Origin of the sequence: Mesorhizobium sp. WSM4311, assembly GCF_002295115.1 — a bacterium.
Taxonomy (GTDB): Bacteria; Pseudomonadota; Alphaproteobacteria; order Rhizobiales; family Rhizobiaceae; genus Mesorhizobium.
In genome coordinates, this window is record NZ_NSFV01000001.1 from 334,607 (window position 1) to 357,573 (window position 22,967).

The 22,967-nt window shown below is 63.2% G+C and carries 22 protein-coding genes; 17 read left to right on the forward strand and 5 right to left on the reverse strand.

The features are described from left to right. Window positions 1-69 precede the first annotated feature (69 nt). The 6 genes from CK226_RS01670 (at window position 70) to CK226_RS01695 (ending at window position 5,709) form a co-directional block, all read left to right on the forward strand. Window positions 70-1,086 (forward strand): DUF4424 domain-containing protein, encoded by a 1,017-nt coding sequence (locus CK226_RS01670; RefSeq protein ID WP_095790841.1) that lies wholly within the window; start codon window positions 70-72, stop codon window positions 1,084-1,086. Next, window positions 1,086-1,604 carry a dihydrofolate reductase gene (locus CK226_RS01675; RefSeq protein WP_095774005.1) on the forward strand — a complete coding sequence of 173 codons (519 nt, stop codon included), beginning with the start codon at window positions 1,086-1,088 and terminating at the stop codon, window positions 1,602-1,604. The genes CK226_RS01670 and CK226_RS01675 overlap by 1 nt, the downstream gene beginning before the upstream one ends. A 168-nt stretch (window positions 1,605-1,772) precedes the next feature. Beyond that, entirely contained in the window at window positions 1,773-2,888 is a 1,116-nt protein-coding gene (hflK, locus tag CK226_RS01680; RefSeq protein WP_095790842.1) for an FtsH protease activity modulator HflK, read from the forward strand. Then, complete coding sequence (locus tag CK226_RS01685; RefSeq protein ID WP_095773077.1) at window positions 2,888-3,853, forward strand: protease modulator HflC; 966 nt, start codon at window positions 2,888-2,890, stop codon at window positions 3,851-3,853. Before hflK ends, CK226_RS01685 begins: the two co-directional genes overlap by 1 nt. A gap of 3 nt (window positions 3,854-3,856) precedes the next feature. Continuing rightward, complete coding sequence (locus tag CK226_RS01690) at window positions 3,857-4,045, forward strand: DUF2065 domain-containing protein (RefSeq protein WP_056573074.1); 189 nt, start codon at window positions 3,857-3,859, stop codon at window positions 4,043-4,045. A 149-nt stretch (window positions 4,046-4,194) separates the two neighbouring features. Then, window positions 4,195-5,709 carry a DegQ family serine endoprotease gene (locus CK226_RS01695; RefSeq protein ID WP_095790843.1) on the forward strand — a complete coding sequence of 505 codons (1,515 nt, stop codon included), beginning with the start codon at window positions 4,195-4,197 and terminating at the stop codon, window positions 5,707-5,709. A 151-nt stretch (window positions 5,710-5,860) separates the two neighbouring features. Here the strand turns inward: CK226_RS01695 and CK226_RS01700 are convergent, their stop codons facing one another. Both CK226_RS01700 and serB read right to left on the reverse strand, forming a co-directional pair. Continuing rightward, window positions 5,861-6,433 carry a GNAT family N-acetyltransferase gene (locus CK226_RS01700; protein WP_095790844.1) on the reverse strand — a complete coding sequence of 191 codons (573 nt, stop codon included), beginning with the start codon at window positions 6,431-6,433 and terminating at the stop codon, window positions 5,861-5,863. Beyond that, on the reverse strand, window positions 6,430-7,317 hold the full coding sequence (gene serB / locus CK226_RS01705) for a phosphoserine phosphatase SerB (protein ID WP_095790845.1): 888 nt from the start codon (window positions 7,315-7,317) through the stop codon (window positions 6,430-6,432). The genes CK226_RS01700 and serB overlap by 4 nt, the downstream gene beginning before the upstream one ends. Between serB and miaA the strand changes: the two genes are divergently transcribed. Continuing rightward, a complete protein-coding gene (gene miaA / locus CK226_RS01710) occupies window positions 7,307-8,272 on the forward strand; it encodes a tRNA (adenosine(37)-N6)-dimethylallyltransferase MiaA (RefSeq protein WP_095790846.1) in 966 nt (321 codons plus the stop codon). The genes serB and miaA overlap by 11 nt on opposite strands. Before the next feature lie 105 nt (window positions 8,273-8,377). Further along, window positions 8,378-9,169, forward strand: a complete 792-nt coding sequence (locus CK226_RS01715; protein WP_095787796.1) for a GGDEF domain-containing protein — start codon at window positions 8,378-8,380, stop codon at window positions 9,167-9,169. 208 nt (window positions 9,170-9,377) lie between these two features. On the opposite strand, the gene CK226_RS01720 is transcribed toward CK226_RS01715, so the two are convergent. Then, entirely contained in the window at window positions 9,378-11,210 is a 1,833-nt protein-coding gene (locus CK226_RS01720) for an ATP-binding protein (protein WP_095787797.1), read from the reverse strand. Between the two features lie 154 nt (window positions 11,211-11,364). Between CK226_RS01720 and CK226_RS01725 the strand changes: the two genes are divergently transcribed. Both CK226_RS01725 and CK226_RS01730 read left to right on the forward strand, forming a co-directional pair. After that, window positions 11,365-11,928, forward strand: a complete 564-nt coding sequence (locus tag CK226_RS01725; protein WP_095790847.1) for an XRE family transcriptional regulator — start codon at window positions 11,365-11,367, stop codon at window positions 11,926-11,928. 4 nt (window positions 11,929-11,932) lie between these two features. Further along, the gene (locus tag CK226_RS01730) at window positions 11,933-12,241 is read left to right on the forward strand and encodes a hypothetical protein (RefSeq protein ID WP_095790848.1); all 309 of its coding nucleotides are present in this window, start codon (window positions 11,933-11,935) and stop codon (window positions 12,239-12,241) included. Window positions 12,242-12,317: 76 nt separating this feature from the next. Here the strand turns inward: CK226_RS01730 and CK226_RS01735 are convergent, their stop codons facing one another. Continuing rightward, window positions 12,318-13,205, reverse strand: coding sequence for a LysR family transcriptional regulator (locus tag CK226_RS01735; protein ID WP_095790849.1), 888 nt, complete (start codon window positions 13,203-13,205; stop codon window positions 12,318-12,320). Between the two features lie 118 nt (window positions 13,206-13,323). On the opposite strand from CK226_RS01735, the gene CK226_RS01740 reads away from it, so the two are divergent. The 3 genes from CK226_RS01740 to CK226_RS01755 all read left to right on the forward strand — a co-directional run bounded on the left by CK226_RS01740 (window position 13,324) and on the right by CK226_RS01755 (window position 16,931). Next, on the forward strand, window positions 13,324-14,475 hold the full coding sequence (locus CK226_RS01740; protein ID WP_095773067.1) for a gamma-butyrobetaine dioxygenase: 1,152 nt from the start codon (window positions 13,324-13,326) through the stop codon (window positions 14,473-14,475). Then, window positions 14,472-15,056, forward strand: a complete 585-nt coding sequence (locus CK226_RS01745; protein ID WP_095790850.1) for an HD domain-containing protein — start codon at window positions 14,472-14,474, stop codon at window positions 15,054-15,056. The genes CK226_RS01740 and CK226_RS01745 overlap by 4 nt, the downstream gene beginning before the upstream one ends. A 714-nt stretch (window positions 15,057-15,770) precedes the next feature. After that, on the forward strand, window positions 15,771-16,931 hold the full coding sequence (locus CK226_RS01755; RefSeq protein WP_095790852.1) for a PcfJ domain-containing protein: 1,161 nt from the start codon (window positions 15,771-15,773) through the stop codon (window positions 16,929-16,931). 91 nt (window positions 16,932-17,022) lie between these two features. Here CK226_RS01755 and CK226_RS01760 read toward each other — a convergent pair whose 3' ends face one another. After that, window positions 17,023-18,825, reverse strand: coding sequence for an NAD(P)/FAD-dependent oxidoreductase (locus CK226_RS01760; protein WP_095790853.1), 1,803 nt, complete (start codon window positions 18,823-18,825; stop codon window positions 17,023-17,025). 501 nt (window positions 18,826-19,326) lie between these two features. Here CK226_RS01760 and CK226_RS01765 point away from each other — a divergent pair. The 4 genes from CK226_RS01765 (at window position 19,327) to CK226_RS01780 (ending at window position 22,812) form a co-directional block, all read left to right on the forward strand. After that, window positions 19,327-21,108 (forward strand): acetolactate synthase 3 large subunit, encoded by a 1,782-nt coding sequence (locus CK226_RS01765; RefSeq protein WP_095787806.1) that lies wholly within the window; start codon window positions 19,327-19,329, stop codon window positions 21,106-21,108. 78 nt (window positions 21,109-21,186) lie between these two features. Beyond that, the gene (gene ilvN, locus CK226_RS01770; protein WP_013894763.1) at window positions 21,187-21,762 is read left to right on the forward strand and encodes an acetolactate synthase small subunit; all 576 of its coding nucleotides are present in this window, start codon (window positions 21,187-21,189) and stop codon (window positions 21,760-21,762) included. A 113-nt stretch (window positions 21,763-21,875) separates the two neighbouring features. Continuing rightward, window positions 21,876-22,079, forward strand: a complete 204-nt coding sequence (locus CK226_RS01775; RefSeq protein ID WP_210202222.1) for a hypothetical protein — start codon at window positions 21,876-21,878, stop codon at window positions 22,077-22,079. A 136-nt stretch (window positions 22,080-22,215) separates the two neighbouring features. Next, the gene (locus tag CK226_RS01780) at window positions 22,216-22,812 is read left to right on the forward strand and encodes a LysE family translocator (RefSeq protein ID WP_095790855.1); all 597 of its coding nucleotides are present in this window, start codon (window positions 22,216-22,218) and stop codon (window positions 22,810-22,812) included. The last annotated feature ends 155 nt before the right edge of the window (window positions 22,813-22,967 follow it).

Here is a 22,967-nt window from a genome sequence, read left to right on the forward strand (position 1 = left end):
TGGAAGGGCTTTGAAACGCCGCATTGAAACGGCTAGGGTCGTCGGGGCATTCTTGCCGAGGGGGCTTCGATGTTGCGATATGTTCTGACTGCGGCGCTGGCGCTTTCGGCGGCACCCGCATTGGCCAACGATTCGGTTGCCGAGCTTGGCACAGGCGGCTTGATCCTGTCGCGCAGCGATGCGGTCGCGATGCAAAGCGAGGATCTCTTCATCTCGCCCGACAAGGTCACGGTCGACTACGTCTTTCACAACAACACCGACAAGGATGTCGACGCGATCGTCGCCTTCCCGATGCCCGATATTTCGGGCGACCCCGAAGAAATGCCGGCCATCCCCGAAAACCAAAGCGACAATTTCCTCGGCTTCGAGGTGACGATTGATGGTGTCGCGGCAAAGCCTCAACTCGAGCAGAAGGTGTTCGCGCTCGGCATCGACATCGGTGCCGATCTCAAGGCGCAGAATGTGCCGTTCAACCCGTTCGGCGATGCGGCCAAGGCGGCATTGGCGAAGCTGCCGCAAGCGGTGGCCGAGGACTGGGTCAACCGCGGCATCATCATCGAGGACACCGCCGATGACGGCAGCGGCATGAAATCCTCCTATGCGCCGTTCTGGCAATTGCGCTCGACCTACTGGTGGCGCTCGACCTTTCCGGCCAACAAGGACGTTCACGTTTCCCATCGCTACAAGCCGAGCGTCGGCGGCACGTCGTCGGTCAGCTTCTTCTATGACGGCCAGTTCCAGGGGCAATATGCGACATACAAGACCCGCTACTGCATGGACGACACGTTCGAGAACGCGGTGCGCAAGGCGGCGAAGGACAATCCGGAAGGCTATCCCAAATATTATGAAAGCCGCATCGCCTATATACTGACCACCGGCGGCAACTGGGCGGCGGGCACCATCGGTAAGTTCAAGCTGACCGTCGACAAGGGCAATCCGAAAGACTTGGTCTCGTTCTGCGGCGACAATGTCAAAAAGGTCGGGCCGACGAGTTTCGAGATGACCGCGAACGATTTTTACCCAGAGCACGACATCGATATCCTGCTGCTCGAACCGTCGGACAGCAATGGCGGGGACGCGAACTGATGCATGTGGCAATCTACGTCGCCATTGCCGAGAACGGCGTGATCGGGCGGGATGGCGGACTGCCATGGCGGCTCTCCACCGATCTCAAGCGCTTCAAGGCCGACACGATGGGCAAGCCCATCATCATGGGCCGCAAAACCTATGAAGGCATAGGCCGTCCGCTGCCGGGCCGGCTCAACATCGTCGTCACCCGTGACAAGAGCTGGCGCGCCGAGGGCGTCGAGGTGGCGCATACGCTGGAGGCCGCGATTCAGCTGGCAACGGTGCGCGCGCGCTGCATGGCCGGCATCGACGAGGCCTGCGTGATCGGCGGCGGTCAGATCTATGCCCAGGCGCTGCCGCTGGCCGACAGGCTGCACGTCACCCATGTGCTGGCCGCCGTCGACGGCGACGCGCATTTCCCGCCGATCGACGCCGAGACATGGCGCGTGGTCAGTTCGCAGGGGGTTCCGGCCGGGGAAAAGGACAGCCACGCAACACGCTATTCGGTTTATGAGCGCCGCCGCCCGATACTTTGATAGACAAAAAGTGCATTGAAGGACGACAAAGGGTCGCTACCGGCCCAAAACGGATGATGTCGGCGGCGCATCGCGTTGAAAGCGTGCTGTGGCGTCCCTATAGAAGAACAACACTGGATTTGCGCCGTAACTCCGGCGCTTGAGGGAATTCCAAGCGAAAGGACGTTCATGCCCTGGAACGACAAGAGTGGCGGAGGCGGCGGCCCGTGGGGCGGCGGCGGTAACAATCAGGGGCCCTGGGGGCAGGGGCCCAAGGGGCCAAGCGGCCCACAGGGCTCGCCCCCGGACCTCGAAGACATTATCCGCCGCGGCCAGGACCGGCTGCGGCGCGCTCTGCCCGGCGGCGGTGGCGCCAGTCCGGCAGTGTTCGGGCTGATTGCCGCGGTGCTGGTCGTTCTGTGGGCATTCCAGGCGGTCTATACGGTGCAGCCCGACGAGGTCGCCGTCGAATTGCGTTTCGGCAAGCCGAAGCCCGAACTCTCACAACCTGGCCTGCATTTCCATTGGTGGCCGCTTGAAACCGTCGAGACGGCCAAGATTTCCGAGCAGCTCGTCGACATTGGCGGCGGCAACACCAGCGGCAACGGCCTGATGCTGTCGGGCGACCAGAACATCGTCAACGTGCAGTTTTCGGTGGCCTACCAGGTCTCCGATCCCCGGGCCTATCTGTTCGACGTCTCGGATCCGGACGGCATGCTGCGGCAGGTTGCCGAAAGCGCCATGCGCGAAGCCGTCGGCCGCCGGCCGGCACAGGATATCTTCCGCGACGACCGCCAGGGCATAGCGGCGTCGGTGCGCGAAATCATCCAGTCGACGCTGGACGGCTACAAGGCCGGTCTCAACGTCAACGCCGTATCGATCGAGGATGCAGCGCCGCCACGCGAAGTGGCCGATGCGTTCGACGAGGTGCAGCGTGCCGAGCAGGACGAGGACAAGTTCGTCGAGCAGGCCAACCAGTATTCCAACCAGAAGCTCGGCCAGGCGCGCGGCCAGGCGGCACAGATCCGCGAAGACGCGGCCGCCTACAAGAACCGTGTGGTGCAGGAAGCCGAAGGTGAGGCCCAGCGCTTCATCTCGGTCTATGACGAGTACGCCAAGGCGCCGGATGTAACCCGCAAGCGTCTCTATCTGGAAACCATGGAGAGGGTTCTGAAGGACTCGAGCAAGGTCATCGTCGAGCAGGGCAACGGACAAGGTGTCGTGCCCTATCTGCCGTTGCCGGCATTGCAGGCGAAACCGCCGGCTCCGGCCGCGCCTGCCGCGAACACGGGAGGTACACAGTGATGGCCAACCGTCTTCCCATTTTCGTCGTCATCGCGGCGGTCGTGCTTTTCCTGATCTATTCCTCGGTCTTCGTGGTCAATGCGCGCCAGCAGGCGCTGGTGTTGAGGTTCGGCGAGATCGTCGACGTCAAGACCGAGCCCGGCATCTATTTCAAGGCGCCGTTCTCGTTCTTCGACGCCGATACGGTGCAACTGATCGAGAACAGGGTGCTGCGCTTCGACCTCGACAACATCCGCGTCCAGGTGTCGGGCGGCAAGTTCTATGAGGTCGATGCCTTCATCGCCTATCGCATCTCGGATCCGCGCGTCTTCCGTGCCGCCGTGTCCGGTCAGATCGAATTGGCCGAGGCGCGGCTGAGGACGCGTCTCGACGCTGCCTTGCGCCGCGTCTACGGCCTGCGCGACTTCGAGGCGGCACTCTCGGAACAGCGTGCCGTGATGATGCGTGAGGTGCGCGATCAACTCCGGCCCGACGCCACCTCGCTCGGCCTGCAGATCGAGGATGTCCGCATCCGCCGCACCGACCTCACGGCCGAGGTTTCACAGCAGACCTACGATCGCATGAAGGCGGAACGTCTGGCCGAGGCCGCCCGGCTCAGGGCACGCGGCAATGAGGCGGCACAGCGCATTACGGCGCGCGCCGATCGTGAAGTGGTCGAGATCGTTGCCGAAGCGCAGAAGGAATCCGAGATCCTGCGCGGCGAGGGCGAAGCCCAGCGCAGCGCTACCTTCGCGGACGCCTACAAGCGCGACCCGGCCTTCTTCGACTTCTACCGGTCGATGAATGCCTACGGCACGGCGCTGGACAACACCGGGACGACCATGGTGCTGTCGCCGAGTTCGGAGTTCTTCCGCTACTTCCGCGATCCCGATAGCAAGGAAGGGCCGGCGAAACCGGCGGCACCCGCCGCACCGGCAACGGCGCCCGCCGCGCCGACGACACAACCCAGCACCGGCCAGAAATAGCGGGTGCAGGACTTTTTCGCGGCGATAGGCCTGGTCCTCGTCATAGAGGGCCTGGTCTATGGCGGCTTTCCCGGCTTCGCGCGGAAGCTCGCCGGCGAGGTGCTGTCGATGCCGGAGAACGCATTGCGGATCGCCGGGCTGGTCGCGATCGCCATCGGTGTCGGCATCGTCTGGCTGGTGCGGGGCGGATGAGATGGCCGTTATTCGTCCGCGGCAAAACGGAGGATTAATCCTCTGCCGATAGTCGTAGCCGCAAACGTGCCGTATTTTTTGCCAACATAGCGCAACGCGGTGTTTTCGCCGTTGCGCTTTCTCTTTCAGAAAGACCGGGAGGCTTCTCGATGACATCCACACTCGTTTTGCGCGCGGCGCGGCGGACCTTGATCGCCGGCACGGCAGCGCTGCTCGTCGGCACCGTCGCCGTCCCGTCCTTCGTGGCGCCGACCTTCGCGGCCGATGGGCCTGCTTCGGTGGCTGACCTGGCGCAGGGCGTGCTCGGCGCGGTGGTCAACATCTCGACTTCGCAGACGGTGAAGGGCACGGAGGGGCCAGGCGCGGTGCCGATGCCGCAGCTTCCCGAGGGCTCGCCGTTCCAGGATTTCTTCGACGATTTCTTCAAGAACCGCGGCGGCGACAAGGACAATAGCGCGCAGAAAGTGCAGTCGCTGGGATCCGGTTTCGTCATCGACGCCGAGCAAGGCATCGTCGTCACCAACAATCACGTGATCGCCGACGCCGACGACATCGAGGTCAACTTCTCCGATGGCGTGACGCTGAAGGCGACGCTGGTCGGTACCGACACCAAGACCGACGTCGCGGTGCTGAAGGTCGATCCGAAAGGCCACAAGCTGACGGCGGTGAAGTTCGGCGATTCCACCAAGATGCGCGTCGGCGACTGGGTGATGGCGGTCGGCAATCCGTTCGGCCTCGGCGGCACGGTGACGGTCGGCATCGTGTCGGCGCGCAACCGCGACATCAATTCCGGTCCCTATGACGATTTCATCCAGACCGACGCGGCGATCAATCGCGGCAATTCGGGCGGACCGCTGTTCAACAGCGCCGGCGAAGTCATCGGCATCAACACCGCGATCATTTCGCCGTCCGGTGGCTCGATCGGCATCGGCTTCTCCATTCCCTCGCAGCTTGCCGCCGGCGTCGTCGATCAGTTGCGTCAGTTTGGCGAGACGCGGCGCGGGTGGCTCGGCGTGCGCATCCAGCCGGTGACGGACGACATCGCCGAAAGCCTCGGCATGGCGACCGCCAAGGGCGCGCTGGTCGCCGGCGTCATCAAGGGCGGCCCGGTCGACAACGGCACCATCCAGGCCGGTGACGTCATCATCAAGTTCGACGGCAAGGACATCCATGAAATGCGCGACCTGCCGCGCGTCGTCGCCGAAAGCCCCGTCGGCAAGGCCGTCGACGTGCTGATCGTGCGCAAGGGCGTCGAGCAGACGGTGAAGGTGACGCTTGGCCGGCTCGAGGATGGCGAGAAGCTTGCCAGCGGCGAGAACGGCAACACCGACCAGGACAAGGGCAACAAGGCTCCGGCCGTTTCGACCGCCTCGGTGCTCGGCATGACCGTCGGCGAACTCAATGACGAGACGCGCAAGAAGTTCAGCATCGCCGCCGATGTCTCCGGCGTCGTCATCACCGACGTGGCCAAGGATTCGGCCGCCGCCGAACGCGGCATACAGCCGGGCGAGGTGATTACCGAGATCGCGCAGGAATCGGTCGCCACGCCCAAGGACGTCATGGACCGGATCGGCGCGCTGAAGGAGCAGGGCCGCAAGAACGCGCTCCTGATGCTGGCGTCGAAGACCGGCGAGTTGCGCTTCGTGACGATCCGGATGGATTGAGATTTCAATCCGGCGATTTTCAAAAAGGCGGATAGAGCATTTCACACGGAAACGGTGAAATGCTCTATGCTTTTGTTTTGAAGCAATTCCCAAGGGAAAGCGCTATGCGCTTTTCCCGGGAAAACCGCTTCGCACTTTTCCTGGAATTGCTCTAACCGGCCGCCTTTTTTCTTGCCTGCCAGTCCTCGCGCGAAAGCCTGTAGAGCACATGCCGCTTGAGCTTTGGATGGCTGTCGGGAATGCCGGGATGGTCGAAGTCGGCCGCCGGATCGGCTGTCATGCCGAGGCGTTTCATGACGGCGGTCGAGCGGTGGTTTCCCGCGACCGCGAAGGAGACGATCTCTTCGACGGCCAATGTTTCGAAACCGTAAGCCAGCCAGGCTTGCGACGCCTCGGTGACATAGCCCTTGCCCCAGAATTCGGGCGCCAGCCGCCAGCCGATCTCGATGGTGCCGGCGGGCAGGACGTCGATATCCTCTGTTCCAGACAGGCCGACAAAACCGATGCACTCGCCCGTGGCGGCAATCTCGGCCGCGGCGAAGCCATAGCCGTCCTCATCGATCCATGCGCGGACCTCGTCCATCTTGGCGTCCGCGGCGGCACGGTCACGACGGAACGGGAAGAATTCCATGACGCGCTCGTCGGAATTGATGCGATGGAAGAGCTCGCGGTCACGCTCTTCCCAATTGCGCAGGATGAGGCGTTCGGTGCGCATGGGTTTCATTGGACGAACTCTTCCTGGCGATAGCCCTGCAGATAGAGCAATGCGGTGAGGTCGCCATGGTCGATGCGAACCTTGGCCTGCGCCGCCACGGTCGGCTTGGCATGCAGCGCGACGCCGGTGCCGGCGAGGCGGATCATGTCGAGGTCGTTGGCGCCATCGCCGACGGCGATGGCGTCGGCCGGCGTCAGGCCAAGGCGTGCGGATATTTCGAGCAGCGCGTCGGCCTTGGCGGCGCGGCCGAGGATCGGCTCGCCGACCAGGCCAGTAAAGCGCCCGTCCTGTTCGAGCAGGCGGTTGGCGCGGTTCTCCTGAAAGCCGAGCATGGCCGCGATGCGGGTCGTGAACACTTCGAAGCCGCCCGAGACGAGCGCCGCCCAGGCGCCATTAGCAAGCATGGTCTGCACCAGCGCGCGGCCGCCCGAGGCCAATGTCAGCCGATTGGCGACGATGCGGTCGACGACGGCGGCTTCGAGCCCCTTCAACAGCGCGACGCGTTCGCGCAGGGCCGGCTCGAAGGCGATCTCGCCGTTCATCGATCGCGCGGTGATCGCCGCGACGTGCTCCTTGAGGCCGATCTCGTCGGCCAACTCGTCGATGCACTCCTGGTCGATCATGGTCGAATCCATGTCGGCGATGAGGATTTTCTTGCGGCGCGTTTCGGCCTGTTGGACGATCACATCGACTGGTTCCGCGGCCAATGCGGCACGCAGGGCAGCTGTGGTATTGGCGGTGTCGGCCGCGTGCGGCAGGGCTAGATCGCAGGCGATGCCTTCGGCCAGCCAGACGACAGTGCTTGCGCCCACCGACCGCGAGGCCATATTCGCAAGCGACGGCGATACTGCGCGGTCAGCGGGACGGGAAACAAGCGTGGCAATGAGCGGCATAGAGGATTCCGGCACGGATGCGGGCGAAGGTCGCGTGAAGAACGCGATCCTGATAGCCGGGCCGACCGCCAGCGGCAAGTCGGCATTGGCGCTCGACCTGGCCGAACGCGCAGGCGGCGTCATCGTCAACACCGATTCCATGCAAGGCTATTCGGTGCTCGACGTGCTGACCGCCCGCCCGGAGCCGGCCGACCTCGCACGCGTGCCGCATTTTCTGTACGGCCACGTCCATCCCGCGACCGCCTATTCGACGGGCGCGTGGCTGCGCGACGTGATGAAACTCATCGACGATGGCGAACTGTCGCGGCGGCCGGTCTTCGTCGGCGGCACCGGCCTCTATTTTCGCGCGCTGGCCGAGGGTATTTCGGAAATGCCTGACATTCCGCCGCGCATCCGCGACCGCTGGCGCTACGAGTTGAAGGAACAAGGCGCGGTCAAGCTGCACGGCCTGCTGCTGCGCGAGGATTCGAGAGCCGCCATGCAGCTCAAGCCAACCGACAGCCAGCGCATCGTGCGGGCGCTCGAAGTGCTCGACGCCTCCGGCCGGTCGATCCTGGAATGGCAGGCCGAGCGCGGCCGGCCGCTCATCGACAGGCAGACGGCGCGTTTCCTGGTCATCGAGCCGGATCGGGCCGCGCTGGTCGATCGCATCGAGAGGCGCTTCGACCAGATGCTAGACAAGGGCGCGCTGGAGGAAGTCAGGCAGCTTGCGGCCCTTCGCCTTGATCCGGATCTGCCGGCAATGAAGGCGATCGGCGTTCGCGACCTGCAGGCGGCGATGGCTGGAGAGTTGAGCTTTGCCGAAGCAATCGAGCGCGCCAAGATTGCAACCCGACAATACGCCAAGCGGCAGGCGACCTGGTTTCGCCACCAGCTGGGGCCGGAATGGCATAGATTGCGCCCCGGTGACAATCTCGAAACCACGATCCAAACACTTGTTGCTAATGCAACTTAAAAAGTTGACCATGACGGAAGGGTTCGCGCCGAAGTTGCCGGGATTAACGCTCCGTAAGGCGGTCCGTGCCATAAGGTCGATGGGCACTTTTCCATTGGGGAGCAGATGCGTTTCCATAAGGCGGAATCCGCTTTTTTCGTCTTTATTTTCGTGATCCTGGCCGCTGGCCTGGTGACGCTGCACGCCTATGGGCTCTTGCAATCCTTCGCCACGGAACTCCATACGCAGTCGGGCCTGGACAAGGTCATCTACCTCAACAAGCTGTTGTTCGCGACCGGGGTGCTGCTTGCGACCGCGCTGTTTTTCGGCATCTTCTTCATCTATCCGCTGATCCGCAAACAGGCGACGGAAGAAGGCAAGCTGCGCGCCATGACGGTTTCGCTCAGCGCTCGCTCCGAAACGCTCGAGCACGCCGCGCTGACGGACAGCCTGACCGGCATGCAGAACCGACGCTATTTCGACGATGCGCTTAAGGAATATCTCGAGGAGTTCCGCCGCATCGAAAAGCCGGTCGGGCTGATGATCCTCGATCTCGACCATTTCAAGCAGGTCAACGACACGCACGGCCACGATGTCGGCGACGAGGTCCTCAGGGCCGTCGCCAGCTGCCTCAAGGACATGACACGTTTCCACGACGTGGTGGCACGGCTGGGCGGCGAGGAGTTTGCCGTGGTCACGCCCAACATGGAGGCGGAGTTGCTGGCCAAGTTCGCCGAGCGCATCCGCAAGGCGGTAGCCAACATGTCGATCCTTTCGGGCAACGTCCGGCTCAAGATCACCACCAGCGTCGGCCTTGCCGTCTGGGACCGCAAGGAAACGGCCGAGGAGTTCTACCGCCGCGCCGACCGCCAGCTCTATGAGGCGAAGAGGCAGGGCCGCAACCGCGTCTGCGCCTAAAATCCCGAAGAAGAATTCATGAGGCCGGTTGCCTGACGCGGCTTTCTCGACTTCCGGTGCTCACGGACTGAATGTCCGCTCCGCTCCGGCTTCTCGAAAACCGCGCCATTCAATCCGGCCTGATGAATTCCCTTTCGGGATTTACCCAAGCTGGTTCGACGTCGAGCCTTTCGAAGCTGGTGCCGCTCTTCGTCAGAAAGTTGCAGGCTCAGTCGTTCTGGGGGCGCAGGCCGAAGGTGGCGGGCTTCAGGCCGTAGCGCATGTCGAAATCGTCGTCCGCTTGCGCGCGGCCGGTTGCCGGCTTGCGGTAATCGGGATCGCCGGCCTGGCGGCCGGAATCGACCACTTCGGCGAAGGCCATCGCCTGCGGCGTCGGTTTCGGCACGTTGCGCAGCCGCTCGACGATCGCCACCAGGTCGACATCATCGCCGGCCTTTGGCGACTCGATCTGTTCGCGCTTGGCCGCGCCGGGAAGCAGGTGGCTGGGCAGTCTTTCGAATTTCAGCCGCATGGTCGTCGCCACGCCTTCGCCGAAGGCGATGGCTTCGCGCTGTCCCATGGACGACAGGAAGGCAAGCGTGGAGGCGGAGGAGTCGGCGATGGCCGAGCGGATGATCGCCTGGTCCTGCTCGTTGGCGAGCCGCATGGCGAAGAAGGTCGAACATTGCGACAGGATGGTCGGGTCAAGCTCGCCGGGGCGCTGCGTGACGACGCCGAGATAGCAGCCATATTTGCGGCCTTCCTTGGCGATGCGCGACAGCGCGTGCCTGGTCGGCGCGAAGCCGAGACGCGGATCGGCCGGCATATAGCGATGCGCTTCCTCGCACAGCAATAGCAGCTGCAGCTTGCCCTCGCTCCACAGAGCGAGGTCGAAGGCCAGGCGCGCCAGCACCGAACAGACGGAGTTGACCACTTCGGAAGGCATGCCGGCCATCTCGAAGCAGGTCACCGGCCGGCCGTGATGCGGCACGCGGAAGATGTTGCCGATCGTCTCGTGGATGGTGTCCTCGATCAGGCGCGAACTGAACATGAAGCGATAGCGCGGATCGGCGGACGCCGATTCGATGCGCGTCTTCAGCGATTTGAGCGTCGGGCGCTCGTTCTTGCTTTCGAGCATGCCCATGCGCTCGTCGATCTGCTTGAGCAGATCGGCGATGCGGTAAGGCACCGGCGTATCGGCGGTCAGGGCATCGTTGCCGCGCCTGATATAGGCACCTGAATTCGGGTTGCGGTAGAGGCTCTTAGCCAGCGGAATGAGGTCGCGCAACGCGTCGATCTCTTCCGGCACCGTTTCACGGCCGCGAAACAACACCTCGGCGAATTCCTCGAGCCTGAACATCCAGAACGGCAGGTCGAGCGTCTTGGAATCGACCTTGACGCAATATTCCGGCAGCGACGCCGCGAATTCATTGTGCGGGTCGAGGATCAGGATGCGCAGATCCGGGCGCGCCGCGATCGATTTGCGCAGCAGCAGCGAGACGGCGGTGGACTTGCCGACGCCGGTGGTGCCGACAATGGCGAAATGGCGCGCCAGCGTGTCGTCGATGGCGATGTTGGCGGCGATCGCCTCGTCCTGCGACAGCGAACCGATGGTGATGGAATGGCGGCCGGCGAGATCGTAGACGGCCTGCAGGTCGCGGCTGCGGATGCGGTGCGCGATCGCGCCGATATGCGGATAGGCGGTGATGCCGCGGTCGAAGACCGGCTTGGCGCCGGGCTCGGCACCATCGCGCACTTCGCCGATCAGCTCGATGCTGACCTCGATGGCGTTCTGGCCTTCATTGCTCCAGGCGCGGTCCGACTTGCCGATGCCATAGACCAGGCCAACGGTTCGCGTCGTGCCCAAATTGATGGAGATCATCTTGCCGACCGTCCAAAGGCCGGTCACCGCGCCGTCGACGTCATCGGCATAGGCGGCGATCGTGGCGCGCGCGCCGTCGCATTGCACGACATTGCCCAGAATGCGCCGGTCGTTCTGCTCTGCGTTGCGGCGCTCCTGCGATGTCGGTTCTCCGACGGAAGCTTCGCGTTCGACATACATGGACAGGCCAATCCCCATTTCCCTTGACATCAGACCCTACTGGAATGGGGTTAAGGCCGGATGAGGTCGGATGGTGTAGAGAGGATTAAGCGCCTGGCGAAAATTGTCGCGAAATGGCTCTTCACCAATCCTTGTCTTTCGCTATGATGGACGAATGGATGATATAGCGAACGATATTTCTTCGACCATCGGCAGGCGGATCCATGCCGAGAGGGTCGTGCGGGACTGGTCGCTTGCCGAGCTTGCCGAGCGGTCCGGTGTTTCCAAGGCGATGCTGAGCACGATCGAGCGCGGCATGACCAGTCCGACGGCGGCCCTTCTGGTGCGCATCGCGGCGGCTTTCGGCATGACGCTGTCGACCCTCATCGCACGCGCGGAATTGCAAGGCGGCGGGTTGCTGCGCGAGGCCGATCAGCCGGTGTGGCGCGATCCCGATACAGGCTATGTCAGGCGGCATCTGTCACCGGCCGGCGACATGCCGCTCGAACTGATCAAGGTGCATCTGCCGCCTGGCGCCAGGGTCAGTCTGCCGGCGGCTTCCTACGCCTTCATCAAGCAGCAGATCTGGCTGATTTCCGGACGGCTCGAATTCGCCGAGGGCGATGTGGTGCACAAGCTCGAACCCGGCGACTGCCTGGCGCTCGGCGCGCCGTCGGACTGCACCTTCCATGCCCTGGAGGCGGGCGCCGACTATCTCGTCGCGCTGGTCAGGGGCTGAGATCATGGCGAGACAGCCAAAGCGCTCCCACAACGGGGGGCCGCCTCTTGATGAGTATAAGGGGCCCCCCTGGGGCAAGGGCGATCCCTACATTTTCCTGGCCTGGCAGGCCGCGCACGCCAAGGCATGGAAGGCGCCGAGCCGCGAAGTCATGCTGATGCGCATGGACAAGGCCGAGCGGCTGGGCCTGACCTATGAGGAATACACGCTCGAGATCCTCGAGCGTGGACGGCATCTCCGGGAAGAAGACTCCGAGCGCATCAGCGCCATCAAGGCCGCGCGCAAGCGGCGCCGCGTGCGCCGTCTCGATTGACGCCGGCATGGCGGGTTGGCCGGCACGCTGATTTGCTGGAAGCGTGTCGGCGCCACATCGCGCCAGACAGTGCCGGTCACGCCGGGGCCTTTCTGGACCGGTGCCCCTGCAGCCACTGGCGGAATTCCTGTTCGGCACTGGTCAGGCGCGCGGTCGATGCGCTGGTCAGAAAATGACCTGAGCTGCTGGAGAGCTCGAAATCGGAAAGCGGCACCAGGCTCCTGTTCCTGAGCGCTGCGTCGACAAGCGGCCGCGACCCCAGCAGCACGCCGGCGCCGGCGCTCGCCGCTTCCATCGCCGCGACGAAACTGTCGAAGCGATGCGATCGCTGGGGGTGGCCGGCCAGTCCAGCAGCCGCGAACCATTCCGCCCACATTTCCCGCGCGCCGGCGACCAGAAGCAGCGGCAGGGCTGTCCAGTCGGTGGCACCGGCGAGGGTTGGACTTGCCACCGGCACAAGGCGCTCGGCAGTCAGCCTGTCGGCCTCGCGCCCGGGAAAGGAGCCGTTGCCAAAACGGATGTCGAGCGCGGAACCCGGCAAATCGTAGTCGGTCGGCCGATGGATCGTCACCAGATCGAGCTGGATGCGCGGCAGCGCCTGGGCGAGATCGGGCAGCGCGGGGACCAGTATCAGCAAGGCGAAGGAGATCGGCACCCGGATCGAGACGGTCTGGACAGCGCGCGGCTCGAACAGTTCAGTCGTGCTGCTGGAGATGGTGGCGAAGGCCGACTGGATGTGCGGCAGATAGGCGGCGCCCTCCGGCGACAGCGCGACGCCGCGCGCCAGCCGCGAGAACAGGCGCGTCTTCAACCGCTCCTCGAGCAGCCGGATATGCTGGCTGACGGCCGCCTGGGTCAGGCCGAGTTCGGCCGCGGCCGCCGTGAAGTTCGACAGCCGCGCCGCGGCCTCGAAACTGCGCAGCCAGTCGAGGGGAGGGAGAGGGGGAATGGGTTTCCGAGGCATTACAAATTCGTGGTCTTTGGTCGAAAAATGATAATTTGAGTTATGCCTTTCTTATGGCCAACATGCAATCGAAACCCTGCGGACCCGGCCGCGGGGCGTAGAGGACAGGAACGGATCCATGCTCACCCACGCGCTGATTGGCGACGAAGGCAGAACGATCGAACTTGGCTGGCAGGGTGGGAGGCGCACCCGCTTTCACGCCATGTGGCTGCGCGACAATGCGCTCGACGACAAGACGCGCAGCGCCGGCAATGGCCAGCGGCTGATCACCATCCTCGACATTCCAGCCGAGACGAGGATTGGGGCTGCCGCGATCAAGGGCGGCGCGCTGGAAATCAGCTTCGTGCCGGAAGGAAAAACGGTCAGCTTTCCCGCTCAATGGTTGAGCGCCAACGCCTATGATCGCGACGAGCTTCGCGAACCCGGCTGGACGGGCGATATCATCCAGCGCTGGACCAAGGCGACGATGCAGAATTCGGTGCCGCGCGCCAGCTACAAGGCGGCCTTTCACGGCCGCAGCATCCTGCGCGAATGGCTTTCGGCGGTGAGGACCTACGGCTTTGCGGTGATGGACGGACTGCCGGCGGAGTCCGGGGCGCTGTGCAAGGTCTCCGACCTGTTCGGCTATATCAGGGAGACCAATTACGGCCGCTGGTTCGAAGTGCGCGCCGAGGTCAATCCGAACAATCTCGCCTACACCAATCTCGGCCTCCAGGCGCACACCGACAATCCCTATCGAGATCCGGTGCCGACGCTGCAGATCCTGGCCTGTGTCGAGAATACGGTGGAGGGTGGTGAGTCCAGCGTCGTAGACGGCTTTGCCGTTGCGGCCGCGCTGCAGGCGGAAAACCCTGAGGGCTTCCGGCTGCTGAGTTCCTGTCCGGCGCGCTTCGAATATGCCGGCTCGTCCGGCGTGCGGCTGCAGGCGAAGCGGCCGATGATCGAACTCGGACCGGATGGCGAGCTGATCTGCATCCGCTTCAACAACCGTTCGCTGGCGCCTGTCGTCGACGTGCCGTTCGCCGATATGGACGCCTACTATGCCGCCTATCGCCGGTTCGCGGAGCTGATCGAGGATCCCGCCTTCGAAGTGACGTTCAAGCTTCAGCCTGGCCAAGCCTTCATCGTCGACAACACGCGCGTCATGCATGCCCGCAAGGCGTTTTCGGGCACCGGCAAGCGCTGGCTGCAGGGCTGCTACGCCGACAAGGACGGCCTGTTGTCGACGCTTGCGGCGATCGAGCACAGCTTCAAGGAGGCCGCCGAATGAGCGGCCAGGATTTGAACGCGGACAATGTCGTCGAATTCATCGCCGACATTTTCGAGCGCCGGGGCGCGGAATCCTATCTCGGCGAGCCCGTCACCATGTCCGAGCACATGCTGCAAGGGGCTTGGCTGGCGGAGCAGGATGGTGCGCCCGAAGTACTGGTGGCGGCCGCGCTGCTGCACGACATCGGCCACTACACCAGCGAGTTCGGCACTTATTCGCCCGACGATGTCGAGGACAAGCATCATGACGAGGCCGGCGGCGAGGTGCTGGCGCCGTTCTTCCCGCCGATCATCGTCGAATGCGTGAGGCTGCATGTCGCGGCCAAGCGCTATCTCTGCGCCACCGACCCGACCTATTTCTCGAGACTGTCGCCGGCTTCGGTCCATACGCTGTCGCTGCAGGGCGGACCGATGAGCGCCGACGAGGTGGCCGAGTTCCGCAAGAACCCGTTCCACGAGGAGGCGGTGCGGGTCCGTATCTGGGACGAGGGCGGCAAGGTCGCCAACATGAAGACGCGGGCGTTTCGCGACTATGTGCCGTTGCTGCAGCGTGTCGTGCACGAATTCAGCAACCGCGCCTGACGCGACCCATCAGGCAGGGGGCAACCCATGTGTTTCTGCTTCGACGGTGACAATGCGGTGGCTGCATTCCGGCCGGAGAGCTGCCGCGAGCGTTTGCCTGACGCCGGCACCGAACGACCTGTCCAAGGCGAACCAAGCCGGCTTGGCGCAGTCGCTTCGACCGGGCCGGCCGACGCTGGCCACGTTCGCCATATTGCTGTCGGGATGGTTCCGGAGTATTAGCCGCGCCCGACATGCGGCCCTTTTTCATCTGCCGCACCCGTATCGACCACACTGTTGAAGGAGGCATGATGAGAGCTTGTTCACGCATTTCGCGCCTCCATGGCGGTCGAACGGGCTGACTCGCACCGCAGCGGATTCCATTTCCTGACGATCTGACGGCCGCCAAACTGCGATGCGTTGCCGCGGTCGTTGTCCGCGGCTGTATCGATGCCACTGAGATCGATGAAACGGTGGGAGCCTACATGCTCCCGGCCGACGATGGTGGCTGACTGAAGGCCTGAGATGCGCCTTTGCAACACTTACTCAGGCCATTGTAAATATTGGAAGATTGGCTCTTGCACGAAAGTTTCTGCGGGCCTAGAGAGCCCGCCCATTCCAACCCGTCATCCCCAGAGGAGGCCTGTCAGATGTCACGCCAATCCAGATCGACACATTCCGTGCCGCCGCTGGAATTGCGTGCGGCTGACAGGGTTCCAATCGGGAAGAACGGCCATGGCCAGGTCCATGATCCAGCGCAGGCAGGACGCCGAGCGCCAACGCATTGAAGCATATCAAGCATCGCTGCGGCGGGTTTGCGCCATGCCGCGCCCCGCTCCGGATTTCGAGCGGGCGCTCGACGAGGTACGCCGAGGCCATGCCGGCATGGCGATCCGCGACGGGGCTTTGTGGCGTCCAAAGCTGAAGACGCGCGACCCGGCGCGACTGCGGCTGGCTGCTGCCCGCTATCTCTATGCGCGCTATCCGGTTTCGGCCGCGCTCGAGGCCATCTGGCTGGATCGATCGGGGCTGGACGGCCAGGAGATCGCGCTTCGCCTTGCCTGGTACGTCGCGGTTGCAGGTGGTGGGTCGCTCTACAAGGCGGGCGCCAATGCGTGGCTGTCGCGCAAGGAGGTGCATTGCTTCCTCAACGTGGCCGGCGACTTTGCCTTCGAAGAGGCGTTCTGGTTCGCGATTGCTCGCTCCTACACCGAGGATTGCGGACTGGCAGCTCGCCTGGCGCGCACCAAGATCGCGCGCACGCCGCGCGCCGATCTGGCCTTCTGGCGCGAGGTGGCTCGCTTCTTCTGCGGGCAGCCAACGTCGAAGGAGGAGATCGACGATCTCAGCGACTATATCGCCGCCATGCACCGGCGTGACAAGGCGTACAGCCTGAAGGGCCGCACGCTCGCCTCGCTCAGCCGGCAGATGTCGGATTGGCATCGCGACCTTGCCGCGATCGAACGCATCGAGGCGATGCGCCGGCGTGCCGTCGCGCGGGCTCAACCCGTCGCCTGCGCACCGGTGCAGAACAATGCATGGGCCGGCTCGCGCCTGCAGGACTGGGAATGGCATCCGTCGCCCAAGGAAGCCAAGGCGCATGGCGAGTGGTTCTCTATCCGCCAGTTGAAGACGGCGGAGGATCTCGTTGCCGAGTCGAGGGCGATGCATCACTGCGTGTCGTCCTATGCGACCAAATGCATTGCCGGATATGCCTCGATCTGGACGCTCCGACGCAAGGCGCTCGGCAAGATCGAACGCTTGCTGACGATCGAGCTCGATCCACAGCATCGGGCGGTGCAGGTGCGCGGTTTCGGCAACCGTCTGGCTACGCCTGACGAACGCAAGATCCTCGAGCGCTGGGCCAAGGCGACCGGCGTGACTTTGCGGGACTGACACGAAAACCCCGCGCGGCGGACATGCCGCGCAGGGTCACCCTTTTCCGATCGCCGATGCGGGATGGCAAAAGGCCTTGCGAGGTTGCCTTCTATCCCTTGTGGTGCACTGCCTGCAGCCCATAGACCGGCGTCGGCAGGCCGGCATGCCGGGCTTTCAATTGCAACGACAGGAACTGCGAATAATGGCGCGACTGGTGCAGATTGCCGCCGTGGAACCATAGCGCTTCCTGCTGCGTCGGCTTCCACATGTTGCGCAATTCGCCTTCCCAAGGGCCTGGATCCTTGGTGGTGTTGGAGCCGAGGCCCCAGCATTTGCCGACCTTATCGGCGGTTTCGCGCGAGATCAGATCGGCGGCCCAGCCGTTCATCGAGCCGTAGCCGGTGGCGTAGACGATGAGGTCCGCAGGCAGTTCCGATCCGTCACTCAGCACAACCGAATGCTGCCTGATCTCTTCGACGTCGACGCCGCTCTTGAGCTTGATTGAACCATCGATGATCAGCTGGGAGGCGCCGACGTCGATGTAATAGCCGGAGCCGCGCCTGAGGTACTTCATGAACAGGCCGGATTCGTCGTCGCCCCAGTCGAGCATGAAACCGGCCTTCTCCAGCCCTTTGTAGAACGCCGCGTCGCGTTTCTTCATCTCGGCATAGGCCGGGATCTGGAACTCGTGCAGGATCTTGTAGGGCAGCGAAGCAAAGATAAGATCGGCCTTGGCCGTGGTGATGCCATTCTGCAGCGCCTGCTCCGAATAGAGCGAACCCAGTCCGATCTCCATCAGCGTGTCGGATCTGCAGATATGGGTGCTCGAGCGTTGCACCATGGTGACGTCGGCGCCGGCTTCCCAAAGGGCCGCCGCGATGTCATGAGCGGAATTGTTGGAGCCGATGACAACGGCTCTTTTCCCGGCATAGCCATCGGGGCCAGGGTGCTTCGAGGAGTGATGCTGATCGCCCTTGAAACTCTCCATGCCCTTGAATTTTGGCAGATTGGCCTTGCCTGACTGTCCGGTGGCCAGAACCAATTGCTTGGGCTTCAAGGTGATGTCCTTGCCGTCGCGGCGGACGACGACGGTCCACTCCTTCTTCTCGTCGTCATAGGAGGCGCTCCTGGCCTCGGTCGACGACCAGTAGTTCAGCTCCATCACCTTGGTGTACATTTCCAGCCAGTCGCCGATCTTGTCCTTCGGCGAGAAGACCGGCCAGTTCTTCGGGAAATCGATATAGGGCAGATGATCGTACCAGACCGGATCGTGCAGGCAGAGCGACTTGTAGCGCTTGCGCCAGCTGTCGCCGGCCCGTTCGTTCTTCTCGACGATGATAGTCGGCACGCCGAGTTGGCGCAGCCTTGCGCCGAGCGCGATCCCGCCCTGGCCGCCGCCGATGATGAGCGTATAGGGCTGCGTCTTGAAGCCGAGCTCGGCGGCTTCCTTCTCACGTTCTTCCTTCCATGTCGGACGGTTCTTGCCCGAGCCATGCTTGGCGCCCATCGGCCGCGCGAAGCCGGCCGGTTCCTCGTGGCCTTTCAATTCGACCATGGTGGTCAGCAGCGTCCAGATCTTGCCGTCCTTCAGCCTGATGTGGCCAAAGCCGCGCGCCACTTCGGTCTCGAAACTGATCCAGCCCTCGATCAGCCCGCCGCTCTCGGTCGCGTCCTCGCCCTTGGCGAGTGCCCAATGCGACGGCTTTGTCTTCGACAGCTGGCTCTTCAGCATGTCGCGGATCTGGTCCTTGCCCTCCATGGTCTTGATGTTCCAAGTGAAGGTGACGAGGTCGCGCCAGTAGCAATCCTCCTGGAAGCAACCGACAGCCCTGTCGATGTCATTGGCGGCGAGGGCTCCGCCGAATTGGTCGAGCAGGTCGGACAGTTTCTTGCTTGGGGCCTTGTCGAGCATAAGTTTTCCTCCGTGAAATCCAGGCCGTCATGGTGGCTCCTCCCGACTTGCAAGCCGGACGATGAAGTATCGGCAGAGAGGACGGCCTTCGTCACGCCCCACCATAGTTTCGCGTGGCTTCAAGGACTTATCTGGAGAGAGCGGTTTCCGAGCCGGATTGGAGCGCTCTTGCGAAGGGCGATGGTGGCGGTGTCGGCACGATGCGGCGCCCATCGCGAAATCGTGACGGGCCATTTGTCGAATTGGAAAGCGCCTTGATCGCCGGCGCGATTTTTGCCGTTGACAGGGCGCCTTGCCGGCCCGTAGTGTCCGCGACCATGAAAAAGGCACTCATTCTCGTAGGAAGGCGCGTGGGCAAGGCGGTGTAACCGCCGGGCGAAAACCTCCCATGCGCAACACACAGGCTCCCTCGGGGGCCTTTTTTATTGCCTGAAACACGACTAAACGACCGACAACACCCAAGTGGCAACGCCCAAGCGGCGACAGTACGGGACCAGACCGATGAGCAACGGACAGAGTGAGCGGCGCGAGATGACGGGCGCCGAAATGGTGGTGCAGGCGCTGAAGGACAATGGCGTCAAGCATGTCTTCGGTTATCCCGGCGGCGCGGTTCTCCCGATCTATGACGAGATCTTCCAGCAGGACGAGGTCGAGCACATTCTCGTGCGGCACGAGCAAGGTGCCGGCCACGCGGCCGAAGGCTATGCGCGCTCGACCGGCAAGGCCGGCGTCATGCTGGTGACATCGGGCCCCGGCGCCACCAATGCGGTGACGCCGCTGCAGGATGCGCTGATGGATTCGATCCCGCTGGTCTGCCTGACGGGCCAGGTGCCGACCTCTCTCATCGGCTCCGACGCGTTTCAGGAATGCGATACGGTCGGCATTACGCGGCCCTGCACCAAGCACAACTGGCTGGTGAAGGACGTCAACGAACTGGCCGCGACCATCCATGAGGCTTTCCATGTCGCCACCACGGGTCGTCCCGGTCCGGTTGTGGTCGACATCCCGAAGGACGTGCAGTTCGCCAAGGGGTTTTATGTTCCGCCGCAGATCGCGCCGCGCACCAGCTACCAGCCGAAGGTCCAGGGCGATCTGGAGAAGATCAAGGCCGCGGTCGAACTGATGGCCACCGCCAAGAAGCCGATCATTTATTCGGGCGGCGGTGTGATCAATTCCGGTCCGGAAGCGAGCCATTTGCTGCGCGAACTGGTCGACCTCACCGGTTTCCCGATCACCTCGACGCTGATGGGGCTCGGCGCCTATCCGGCGTCGGGAAAGAACTGGGTCGGCATGCTCGGCATGCATGGCACCTACGAGGCCAACATGGCCATGCATGACTGCGACGTGATGATCTGCATCGGCGCGCGCTTCGACGACCGCATCACCGGCCGGCTCAATGCGTTCTCGCCGCACTCGAAGAAGATCCACATCGACATCGACCCGTCCTCGATCAACAAGAACGTGCACACCGAGGTTCCGATCATCGGCGATGTCGGCCGGGTGCTGGAGGATATGGTGCGGCTGTGGCGGGCAACCGCCAAGGCCGACAAGAAGGCGCTCTACCCCTGGTGGGAGCAGATCGCCAAATGGCGTGCGCGCGATTCACTCGCCTTCAAGATGAACAATGACGTGATCATGCCGCAATACGCCATCCAGCGGCTCTACGAACTGACCAAGGACAAGGACACCTACATCACCACCGAGGTCGGCCAGCACCAGATGTGGGCGGCGCAGCATTATCATTTCGAAAAGCCGAACCGCTGGATGACGTCGGGCGGCCTGGGCACGATGGGCTACGGCCTGCCGGCGGCGCTCGGCGTGCAGATCGCGCATCCCGATGCGCTGGTCATCGACATTGCCGGCGACGCCTCGGTGCAGATGACGATGCAGGAGATGAGCGCGGCGGTGCAGTACAAGGCGCCGATCAAGATCTTCATCCTCAACAACCAATATATGGGCATGGTTCGGCAATGGCAGCAGCTCTTGCACGGCAACCGGCTGTCGCATTCCTACACCGAGGCGATGCCTGACTTCGTCAAGCTGGCGGAGGCCTATGGCGGCCATGGCATACGTTGCGAGAAGCCGGACGAACTGGACGACGCCATCACCGAGATGATCTCGGTCCGCAAGCCCGTGCTGTTCGACTGCCGCGTGGCGAACCTCGCCAACTGCTTCCCGATGATCCCGTCGGGCAAGGCGCACAACGAGATGCTGTTGCCGGACGAGGCCACCGACGAGGCCGTGGCCAATGCCATCGACGCCAAGGGCAGGGAGCTGGTGTAGTCGACGGGCCAAGGCAGGGCTTGTCGAAAGAAGCCGTGCGCAAACAAACAATCAGACCAAGAATTTGAGATCCATGCCATGAACGCACAGCACCTTCAACCGACCGGCTCCGCCTATTTCATCGCCAAGGAAACGGAGCGGCCGGAGAATCACACGCTCTCCGTGCTGGTCGACAACGAACCGGGCGTGCTTGCCCGGGTCATCGGCCTGTTCTCCGGGCGCGGCTACAACATCGAGAGCCTGACAGTTTCCGAGACCGAGCATGAAAAGCACCTGTCGCGCATCACCATCGTGACGCGCGGCACGCCGCATGTGCTGGAGCAGATCAAGCACCAGCTCGAGCGCATCGTGCCGGTCCACCGCGTGGTCGATCTCACCGTGCGCTCGCACGAATTCGGACAGGAGCGGCCGCTGGAGCGGGAACTGGCGCTGGTCAAGGTTGCCGGCACCGGCGAGGCCCGGGTCGAGGCACTGCGGCTGGCCGACGCATTCCGCGCCAGCGTCATCGACGCCAACACCGAGCATTTCATCTTCGAGATCACCGGCAAGGGGTCCAAGCTCGACCAGTTCATCGCCATCATGAAGCCGCTCGGCCTGGTCGAGATCTGCCGCACCGGCGTGGCGGCGATGAACCGCGGCCCGCAGGGCATGTAAGAATTCATACGACGTTCAGATTCTGCATTCACGTTAGGGCAAGGCAGCCCGAAAGACGGTTTGAGAATTGGTGGCGCATGACCCCGCGACAAGAACTGGCGATACATGTGATGATGTACGCCATGATCGCATTCTCGATTTGGGTGCTTGCCCATGCCTGGGTGACGATGACAGTCCTGGTCGGCCGAACCGCTGAATGGGTCGCCTATGCCGACAATCCAACCAGATTCTGGGATGGAATTTTCTTCCATGCCGGATGCATCGTCATCTTCAGTTGGTTTCTTTGGGCGCTGAAGTATCGCCGTCGTCGAGACTGATTGCCCGAATTTATCCGGTCAGGCGTGCCCGGGAAATCAGTCGTCGGATCGCGGCAGGCGCATTGGACCAATTGAATGAAGTTGCGTCCGGCGCCCGGTCGATTTAAGTCAGCATAGCTGACCTTTGTGAGCCGTCATGACCCTCGACGCATTCCTCGCACTGCTCGTCTATGCCTTCGTGACCTCGATCACGCCGGGGCCTAACAACCTCATGCTGCTGGCATCGGGGGTGAATTTCGGCATTACCAGAACCGTTCCGCACATGCTTGGCATCAGCATGGGCTTCCTGGTGCTGCTGCTTGCCGTCGGCCTTGGCCTTGGCGCTGTGTTGACGGCGTTTCCGGCGCTGCACACTGGATTGAAGATCGCCGGGGGCGCCTATCTGCTCTATCTCGCCTGGAAGATCGCCATGTCGCGCTCGCTGACCGGCAAGGGTGACACGAAAGGGCGGCCCATGCGCTTCATCGATGCGGCTGCATTCCAGTGGGTCAATCCGAAAGCCTGGGTGATGGCGATCACCGCCATGGCTGTCTATGCCAATGCCGAGCACCCGTTCCTGTCAGTGGTGTTGATCTCGATCGCCTTCACCATCGTCAACCTGCCGAGCGTTTCGGTTTGGGCGGGATTCGGCACGGCACTGCGGAGCTTTCTATCGGATCCGGTGCGACTGAAATGGTTCAACATCGCCATGGGCGTGCTCTTGGCGGCCACGCTTTGGCCGATGCTGAAATAGGGTTCCCCGAAGGTTCGACGGGCGTCGGCTCGCGGCGATAGCGGCGCTGCCTACCGATTGTGCAGTGCACATTAAATCTTCGTAATGCCGTGTTTTGGCCCTTTTCCAACAAATGCGTGTCCTATCTATTCGGCGAAATCGCGGCAACGAGCCGT

Coding starts and splice junctions, on each gene's coding strand:
- CK226_RS01685 (WP_095773077.1), top strand. CDS start 2,888: ATGGCCAACCGTCTTCCCATTTTCGTCGTCATCGCGGCGGTCGTGCTT.
- CK226_RS01695 (WP_095790843.1), top strand. CDS start 4,195: ATGACATCCACACTCGTTTTGCGCGCGGCGCGGCGGACCTTGATCGCC.
- CK226_RS01675 (WP_095774005.1), top strand. CDS start 1,086: ATGCATGTGGCAATCTACGTCGCCATTGCCGAGAACGGCGTGATCGGG.
- CK226_RS01715 (WP_095787796.1), top strand. CDS start 8,378: ATGCGTTTCCATAAGGCGGAATCCGCTTTTTTCGTCTTTATTTTCGTG.
- hflK (WP_095790842.1), top strand. CDS start 1,773: ATGCCCTGGAACGACAAGAGTGGCGGAGGCGGCGGCCCGTGGGGCGGC.
- CK226_RS01745 (WP_095790850.1), top strand. CDS start 14,472: ATGAGCGGCCAGGATTTGAACGCGGACAATGTCGTCGAATTCATCGCC.
- miaA (WP_095790846.1), top strand. CDS start 7,307: ATGAGCGGCATAGAGGATTCCGGCACGGATGCGGGCGAAGGTCGCGTG.
- serB (WP_095790845.1), bottom strand. CDS start 7,317: ATGCCGCTCATTGCCACGCTTGTTTCCCGTCCCGCTGACCGCGCAGTA.
- ilvN (WP_013894763.1), top strand. CDS start 21,187: ATGAACGCACAGCACCTTCAACCGACCGGCTCCGCCTATTTCATCGCC.
- CK226_RS01720 (WP_095787797.1), bottom strand. CDS start 11,210: ATGTATGTCGAACGCGAAGCTTCCGTCGGAGAACCGACATCGCAGGAG.
- CK226_RS01775 (WP_210202222.1), top strand. CDS start 21,876: ATGTACGCCATGATCGCATTCTCGATTTGGGTGCTTGCCCATGCCTGG.
- CK226_RS01700 (WP_095790844.1), bottom strand. CDS start 6,433: ATGAAACCCATGCGCACCGAACGCCTCATCCTGCGCAATTGGGAAGAG.
- CK226_RS01765 (WP_095787806.1), top strand. CDS start 19,327: ATGAGCAACGGACAGAGTGAGCGGCGCGAGATGACGGGCGCCGAAATG.
- CK226_RS01670 (WP_095790841.1), top strand. CDS start 70: ATGTTGCGATATGTTCTGACTGCGGCGCTGGCGCTTTCGGCGGCACCC.
- CK226_RS01725 (WP_095790847.1), top strand. CDS start 11,365: ATGGATGATATAGCGAACGATATTTCTTCGACCATCGGCAGGCGGATC.
- CK226_RS01780 (WP_095790855.1), top strand. CDS start 22,216: ATGACCCTCGACGCATTCCTCGCACTGCTCGTCTATGCCTTCGTGACC.
- CK226_RS01735 (WP_095790849.1), bottom strand. CDS start 13,205: ATGCCTCGGAAACCCATTCCCCCTCTCCCTCCCCTCGACTGGCTGCGC.
- CK226_RS01730 (WP_095790848.1), top strand. CDS start 11,933: ATGGCGAGACAGCCAAAGCGCTCCCACAACGGGGGGCCGCCTCTTGAT.
- CK226_RS01760 (WP_095790853.1), bottom strand. CDS start 18,825: ATGCTCGACAAGGCCCCAAGCAAGAAACTGTCCGACCTGCTCGACCAA.
- CK226_RS01740 (WP_095773067.1), top strand. CDS start 13,324: ATGCTCACCCACGCGCTGATTGGCGACGAAGGCAGAACGATCGAACTT.
- CK226_RS01755 (WP_095790852.1), top strand. CDS start 15,771: ATGGCCAGGTCCATGATCCAGCGCAGGCAGGACGCCGAGCGCCAACGC.